Below are 6434 nucleotides of genomic sequence, written 5' to 3'. Positions count from 1 at the left end.
GTGTTCCGTGAGTCCGTGAAGCAGCAATATGTATCTTTGTTCGATGGAGAACCTGCCGCCGTTGAACGATTGGGCGAGTAGCGCGAGATTATTCGACCGTATCGTGATCAATCTCGAGAAGTCTCAGACGTGACCTGGTTATTGGTGAGACTTCTACAAGACCCGGCCAGCCCTTGCTGGAACTCAGGGTCGCATAGAGAAGGGCCGCGCTCGGATCAGCGCTCGTCTCAGGCAGGGTGCAAATCGCTACATAGCTATAAGGTGCAAGCGCTTGCTTGCGCAGCTCCGGGTTTGTCAACGCAAAGGTCTGGAAGACGCGTTCGATGCCTGGGGAGGCTCTGTGAAACGGCATCGCGGCAATCTTGTGTGGGGAGCCTGTGTCGGAGATGTATTCCGCCAGCGTGAGAGACAGGCCGAGCGGTGCCATGATCCTAGAGGCCGGTAACGTCTCCAGGCTGGAGAGATCGGCATCCCGGCATGCATCGCCCTCCATGTAATCGATCAAGGTGAGCGCCCGGCCTGTTGGTTTGACGAGCAGGGCGAAGCTGGCCAGCAGGAGCGCGGGCGGCAACAAGACCGCGATGGCTCTTCGTGCGCCCCCATTCTCCCTTACCCTCTCGATGAACAGGGGGAGGAAGAGGGGCAGGAGCGCGGCGGGAAATTTGAAGTTTCGCATTTGCCAGGCTGTGAGCAGTGTGCCCAGCGTAGCTATCAGCAGTAGGATCAGAACGGGAGACCGGTAAGTCTTGGGGTTCATCCATGCGCCGAGTGTGAGCGCCAGTAGAACCATGAAGATGAGCACGAGTAGGTTCTCGCCACGTGCGAAGGCACCTGCAGGTCCCTTTTCCTGGATGACATTCGAGATCCAGTAAGTATGGGCAGTCTCATTGATCATGGTGTAGGGGCCTGCATGGCATTCGGGAAACGCCGTCCACAGAACGCCCAGAACAACAAGCGCACCTGCCACGAGCACTCCTAGTCGCGCGGTCGGGCTGTGCAGGCCAAGACGTTTCCAGATGACAGGCGCGCCCGCAGCTACGACTCCAGCCGCTATCAAGGCGCTGGCCCAAGGGGCTGACAGGGCATCGCACTGCGTCTGGAAAAGAGTCCCGCCGGTCAGGAGCAGCCCGGCGGGCAGGGTGAATGCCGACAATGACCATCCAGTGAGGCTCAACCTCGCTACCATGGTCGAATTTGGCGCGAGGGCTGCGTGGATAGCTACTCCTGCAAGGGCGAGCGCAATGTAGGGTGCGCACTCGAGGCCGACAGCGATGGAGAGGACGCTCGCGACGCCGATGAGAATGCCGGCAAACCGATGATTCGATACGATCCCGAGGCAGAGCGCGAGCAGCAGGAAGATCTGGACATTGTGATGGTCGACCCGGTTTGGCATGAACTCGATTACGGCAAACAGGGAGGCGACCGCCGCAGCGCCAATCTGCGGCAGGCTTGGCTGCTCCCCAAGGATCTCCCGGATCAGCCGCACGGCCAGCCACGCATATGCGATGAGCCAGAGCAGTGGAACGACAAAACGAGCTATCTCGAACGCCGCATCCTGTCCAAGAGCGGGCTGGAATAGCCAAGTGACCAGCACATATGGTAGATCAACCAGACGCGACCAAGGTGAGACGTACGGCTCCGGCATGGCCAGAAAGGGCCACGTCAAATCATGCCACTCACCATCGCGCAGCAGGTCGGCGATTTGCAGCCGCCGGGCGATGTCGTCAATATCCTGAACCGTGCTGCCATTAACGGCGTCGCCAGCCAGCAGACCTATGGCAATGAGCAGAAAAGTCCCTATCGGCAGCAGTGACGAGAGCCGAGAGCGTAGCGATGTATTTTCAGGTTGCACCGCGTGCTGACTCCCCGTCGTCCAGGGGTGCACACTAGGCCGAAAACATGAAGAAAAGCCCAAACAGGCGCTGAGGGCCGGTGTCAGTCGTTGCAGGCCTGATAGGAAAAGTCTCGCCGGTTGGACCCGTCTTCCAGCGCAATATGCGCTTTCAGAGCGTCGCCCTCGCGTTGGTAGTGAATTAGCTGCGGATAGTCGTGTGCGCTGTTGATGAAGGTAACGGACTGGTCCCCCTGCAGGCTTTCCACGAATTTCGACGGGCCAACGCCCGCCGGATAGACATTGAGCACGTAGAGCGGGCCGGGTTTGATGCGCATCTGCTCAAAAAAGCTCACGCTGCCATCACCCAGTGTCACCGCATAGCCGAAAACGTAGCCCGCTTCCGGCATTGACCAGACTTCCTTTGATGTTCCGCTTTCGCTGATCCAACAGCCTGTAATCCACGCTAAAGGGTGCGCGGACGGACCTGGTTCGACTGGACCGGTTGATGTGCAGCCAGCCAGCGCAAGAAGTCCAAGCAAGCTTCGTTTCATGTGATCACCTGCATTCAGTCGGGGCTCTAGTCCCCTGATACCATGAAATGCGCCATCAGAGTCGTAACCGGCTTGGCGCGTTCATCCTGCCACGCCTCTGCGCGGACCGAACACATGCGCCGCCCCATCTTGGTGATTTCTGCGCGGGCGTAGAGGTCTTTGGCGTGGCCCTGGCGGAGATAGTCGATCGTCAGATTGATAGGCCGCGGCGGACGCTCAAGATGCTCGGTAACCAGAAACACTTGTGCCTGCGATGTCAGTTCCAGAAAGGCGGCGATGGCGCCGCCGTGAATAGCCTTGATCATGAAATTGCCAATCAGCTTTTCCTGATACGGCATGATCATTGTCATTTCGTCGCCCATGACTTCGCATCTCAAGCCCATTTCCTGAGCGAGGGGGGTGCGAGCAATGAAGGCTCGGACTTCATCGGCGCGCGTCTGTTCAGTCGTATCCATGTCATTCGCCACTACATCGTCCTCATGCTGTCAACCGAGCGCGGTTTGTTGATGGCGAATGCACCTGCGGCGGTGGCAATCACCTTGTCGCGGCTCTCATGATAGGCCCAAGCGCGGGTGAAGCAGATGTTCCGCGTCACGTGATAGCATTCGGCTTCGCCAATAATGTCGCGTCCCTTGTCAGCCGGGCGCATATAGTCGAGACGCAAGTCCAGTGTCGCCACGAAACGCGGTTTGGGCAGGGCAGAGCTGGCGGCCGTACCGCACAAATTGTCAAGAAATGCGGTCAGGACGCCGCCATGAATCACGCCGGTGTCCGGATCACCCACCAGGCGTTCTTTCCAGGGCTGCAGGCCCCAGACATGACCTTTCTCAATACGGGTAAACCGGAACGCCATGCGGCGTCCCCACGGGATACCGCCACTGATCATGTCTATGTTTTCGTTCATGACCTCCCAAGGCGCGGGAGATGACGCGGCGTCATCGCTCATAATGGTCCTCATTCGTTTGACGAGTCGTTCTGCCCGGATAACATCATTGGCGATAGAGCAAAACAAAGAGCTCATGTGGAGGAAGATGAGATGGCATTTGATGGCGCGACGAAGCCCAAGGTTTGTATCATTGGGGCAGGGTGCTCCGGCTTCACGATGGCCAAGCGTCTGAAGGATTATGACATCCCGTATGATTGTTTCGAGATGTCGGACAATATCGGCGGCAATTGGTATTACAAAAACCCGAACGGCGCTTCGTCTTGCTATCAGTCTCTCCATATCGATACGTCGAAGTGGCGCCTTGCCTTTGAGGATTATCCGGTTCCTGAGGATTGGCCGGATTTCCCCCACCATTCCCAACTGCTTCAATACTTCCACGACTATGTCGATCATTTTGGGTTGCGCGAAACAATCACGTTCAACACGGCGGTGACCGATGTCGCGGACTTGCCCGGCAATCGATGGAAAGTGACGCTATCAACCGGTGAAAGCCGCGAATATGACGCCGTTATCGTGGCGAACGGACATCACTGGGATCCGCGCATGCCGGAATATCCGGGGTCGTTCGATGGTTATCAGGTACATTCGCACAATTATACGGATCCGTTCGAGCCATATGACTTCCGGGGCAAGCGCGCCATGATTGTTGGCGGCGGGAATTCGGCCATGGATATCTCGTCGGAGCTTTCCCAGCGTCCCCTGACCGAGCGCCTGTTTATATCCATGCGTCGAGGTGTCTGGGTCTTGCCGAAATACATGGATGGACAGCCGGCCGACAAGGCCGTGTTGCCAGGCTGGTTGCCATCGGGGATTGGGCGTGCGTTGGCGCGCAAGAAGATCAAGAAAACTATCGGCATGATGGAGGATTATGGACTACCAAAGCCGGACCATGAGCCGCTCGATGGGCATCCCTCCGTATCCGGTGAATTCCTGACGCGTGTCGGATGTGGGGACATATGCCCCAAGCCGGGTATCGAACGTCTTGATGGAGACGGTGTGGTCTTCACAGATGGGACACGGGAGAAGATCGATGCGATTGTCTGGGCGACAGGCTACAATGTGACGTTCCCGTTCCTGAAGCAGGACGATCTGACCCCAAAGGAAAACGTGTTCCCGCTTTACAAGCGTATGGTGAAACCGGGACGTGAAACCATCTTTTTCCTCGGCCTGGCGCAGCCTTTGCCCACGCTCGTGAACTTCGCCGAGCAACAATCCAAACTGGTCGGCGCAGCGCTGAACGGCGAATATGCGTTTCCGTCAATCCAGGAGATGGAGCGGATTACAAAAGAAGATGAACAGCAGCATCTTGGTCATTTCTATGACAGTCCGCGCCATCGGATGCAGGTCGATTTCAATCTTTATTGCAAAGACCTGAAGAAAGAGATTGAACAGGGGGCGAAGCGCGCGCGCGTGGTTGCCTGATGTTAACCGGTCGGGGGGTATAAAGAGGGCCCATGACCCGATTGCCTTTCCTGTCTGCCGCCTTATTGCTGGCTGCTTGTGCGTCGCCAGCGCCGGTGAAGATACACTATCCGCCGGCAGAAACCCCTGACGCGTCTGTCGGTGCGGCGCCCGTGGGCACTGTGGCAGAGCAGGGACCCTTCGCTCCGAACGCCTATTTGCGAGCTTGTTACGGGATCCGGGTCTCCAATTCGCCGATCGTGGACAAGGATGGCTGGGTCGTGAACTACAAGCCGATCGTGGTGGTGAACGGCATACCGCTTGCCGCCGCGCCGGCAAATGATGTCTGTCTCACGTCAGGCTTTGGCCAGCGCTTTGGCAGGCGACACGATGGTATCGACCTGCAGTCTCGCCCGGCGGGGACGATTTACGCCAGTGCACCGGGCAAAATCATCGAGTCCCGTGTCTCGACAGGGTATGGCAACATGGTGCTGATCGATCATGGCAAGGGCGTTTACACGCGTTACGCTCACCTCGCCTATATCCAGCCGGGCGTTACCAAGGGCGCAACAATTGGCTTCGGCCAGCCCGTTGGCTTCATGGGGGCCAGCGGCAATGCGACCGCCATTCATATCCACTTCGAAATCCTGACAGGCGACTACAGGAACCCGCGCGGTTCCAAAGGCCTCATGCCGCGTGACCCTTTTTCATTTCCACCTTATGAGTATGCTCAGGCCTATTAGGGACTGGGAGGACGATATGAGGGGGTTTTGGATCGCGGGCATCGTGTCGACGTTCATGCTTGGGGCATGTACGACAGGGCCCATGCCAGACGGAGAGTCGGTTTCGACCAGCGTACCTATCAGTGAGGAAAGCGCTTTCGCGGCGGATTTCGGTATGCTGGCAGATTTGGTGGGCACGCGCTGGTACGGCGAACCAAGTCAGGCAGACGCAGAGCGCGGCCAGCCGGCTGATTATTCCGAATGGAACTGGGATCTGGGCGGTTCGGTTCTGGTCAATCGACACGTGCTGGCGGATGGCTCTTATGGCGGTTTGACTTACGTCCAGAAGAACCAGAAGTCGGAGAAGCTCGACTATGTCTACATTACCAGTGCCGGCTTCCGGACATCGGGCAGCTTCACGCTCAATGAAGATAACAGCTGGACCGCGTATGAAGAGGTGACCGGCCTGAGCGATATTATTGGCGTGCGCTCGACCGGTCGCATGACTGAAGACGGCGCACTGGTGTCGGAATCAGAATTCGAGACTCGTGATGGCTGGGTACCCGGTCACACCTTTCGCTACGAGCCAACCAGTGACCCCATGCCGAATTTGGTGCCCAATCTGGAGATCGAGTGAAGTCTTTCCTTGATCCTGACCTGATTGCGCGAACCTATCGCGATCCGATCGCGGTGGCTGTTCTCTTGGTGGACTTGTTGCCGATCCTTGCGGTGCTCGTTTTCGGCTGGGGCGCAACGCCGCTTGTGGCGCTCTACTGGCTGGAAAACCTTGTCATTGGCATGTTTACCGTATTGCGCATGGTTGCAACGCTCGCCGGGAACATCGTGAACCTGTTTACCGTGCTCTTCATCGTGCCATTCTTTACACTCCATTATGGCATGTTCTGTTTTGGTCACGGCGTTTTCATCCAGGCACTCGCGACGAGCGGATCTACCACTGGCAGCTCCGGTATGCCGGGATT

9 protein-coding genes are annotated in these 6434 nt (G+C 57.5%); 5 read left to right on the top strand and 4 right to left on the bottom strand.

Translation table 11 applies throughout. From position 1 onward, the window contains the following. Positions 1 to 88: 88 nt before the first annotated feature. On the bottom strand, positions 89 to 1666 hold the full coding sequence (locus B4F73_RS07025) for a hypothetical protein (RefSeq protein WP_290482851.1): 1578 nt from the start codon (positions 1664 to 1666) through the stop codon (positions 89 to 91). 3 nt (positions 1667 to 1669) lie between these two features. On the opposite strand from B4F73_RS07025, the gene B4F73_RS07020 reads away from it, so the two are divergent. Further along, the gene (locus B4F73_RS07020; RefSeq protein WP_290480449.1) at positions 1670 to 1813 is read left to right on the top strand and encodes a hypothetical protein; all 144 of its coding nucleotides are present in this window, start codon (positions 1670 to 1672) and stop codon (positions 1811 to 1813) included. Positions 1814 to 1935: 122 nt separating this feature from the next. Here B4F73_RS07020 and B4F73_RS07015 read toward each other — a convergent pair whose 3' ends face one another. The 3 genes from B4F73_RS07015 to B4F73_RS07005 are packed head-to-tail and all read right to left on the bottom strand — an operon-like array spanning position 1936 to position 3331. Beyond that, positions 1936 to 2385 carry a DUF6265 family protein gene (locus B4F73_RS07015; protein WP_290482850.1) on the bottom strand — a complete coding sequence of 150 codons (450 nt, stop codon included), beginning with the start codon at positions 2383 to 2385 and terminating at the stop codon, positions 1936 to 1938. Positions 2386 to 2411: 26 nt separating this feature from the next. Further along, the gene (locus tag B4F73_RS07010) at positions 2412 to 2840 is read right to left on the bottom strand and encodes a PaaI family thioesterase (RefSeq protein ID WP_206992203.1); all 429 of its coding nucleotides are present in this window, start codon (positions 2838 to 2840) and stop codon (positions 2412 to 2414) included. 11 nt (positions 2841 to 2851) lie between these two features. Next, positions 2852 to 3331 carry a PaaI family thioesterase gene (locus B4F73_RS07005; protein WP_051607972.1) on the bottom strand — a complete coding sequence of 160 codons (480 nt, stop codon included), beginning with the start codon at positions 3329 to 3331 and terminating at the stop codon, positions 2852 to 2854. A 90-nt stretch (positions 3332 to 3421) separates the two neighbouring features. On the opposite strand from B4F73_RS07005, the gene B4F73_RS07000 reads away from it, so the two are divergent. From B4F73_RS07000 to B4F73_RS06985, 4 genes are all read left to right on the top strand, one after another. After that, positions 3422 to 4753, top strand: a complete 1332-nt coding sequence (locus tag B4F73_RS07000; RefSeq protein WP_290482849.1) for a flavin-containing monooxygenase — start codon at positions 3422 to 3424, stop codon at positions 4751 to 4753. Between the two features lie 32 nt (positions 4754 to 4785). After that, positions 4786 to 5475: a M23 family metallopeptidase gene (locus B4F73_RS06995; RefSeq protein WP_206992205.1), complete on the top strand. Its 690-nt coding sequence runs from the start codon at positions 4786 to 4788 to the stop codon at positions 5473 to 5475. A 16-nt stretch (positions 5476 to 5491) separates the two neighbouring features. Further along, entirely contained in the window at positions 5492 to 6091 is a 600-nt protein-coding gene (locus B4F73_RS06990; RefSeq protein ID WP_290482848.1) for a hypothetical protein, read from the top strand. After that, the coding region (locus tag B4F73_RS06985) for a DUF6498-containing protein (protein WP_290482847.1) at positions 6088 to 6434 on the top strand (347 nt) is incomplete at its 3' end. The genes B4F73_RS06990 and B4F73_RS06985, both read left to right, overlap by 4 nt.

Source organism: Hyphomonas sp. UBA3601, from assembly GCF_002375605.1.
In the GTDB taxonomy this organism is placed as follows: Bacteria; Pseudomonadota; Alphaproteobacteria; order Caulobacterales; family Hyphomonadaceae; genus Hyphomonas.
This window is presented reverse-complemented; position numbering and strand designations above follow the sequence as displayed.

Excerpts from the sequence above, each read along its gene's own strand:
- B4F73_RS07000 (WP_290482849.1), top strand. The coding sequence starts at position 3,422 with ATGGCATTTGATGGCGCGACGAAGCCCAAGGTTTGTATCATTGGGGCA.
- B4F73_RS07020 (WP_290480449.1), top strand. The coding sequence starts at position 1,670 with ATGCCACTCACCATCGCGCAGCAGGTCGGCGATTTGCAGCCGCCGGGC.
- B4F73_RS06990 (WP_290482848.1), top strand. The coding sequence starts at position 5,492 with ATGAGGGGGTTTTGGATCGCGGGCATCGTGTCGACGTTCATGCTTGGG.
- B4F73_RS07010 (WP_206992203.1), bottom strand. The coding sequence starts at position 2,840 with ATGGATACGACTGAACAGACGCGCGCCGATGAAGTCCGAGCCTTCATT.
- B4F73_RS06995 (WP_206992205.1), top strand. The coding sequence starts at position 4,786 with ATGACCCGATTGCCTTTCCTGTCTGCCGCCTTATTGCTGGCTGCTTGT.
- B4F73_RS07005 (WP_051607972.1), bottom strand. The coding sequence starts at position 3,331 with ATGAGCGATGACGCCGCGTCATCTCCCGCGCCTTGGGAGGTCATGAAC.
- B4F73_RS07015 (WP_290482850.1), bottom strand. The coding sequence starts at position 2,385 with ATGAAACGAAGCTTGCTTGGACTTCTTGCGCTGGCTGGCTGCACATCA.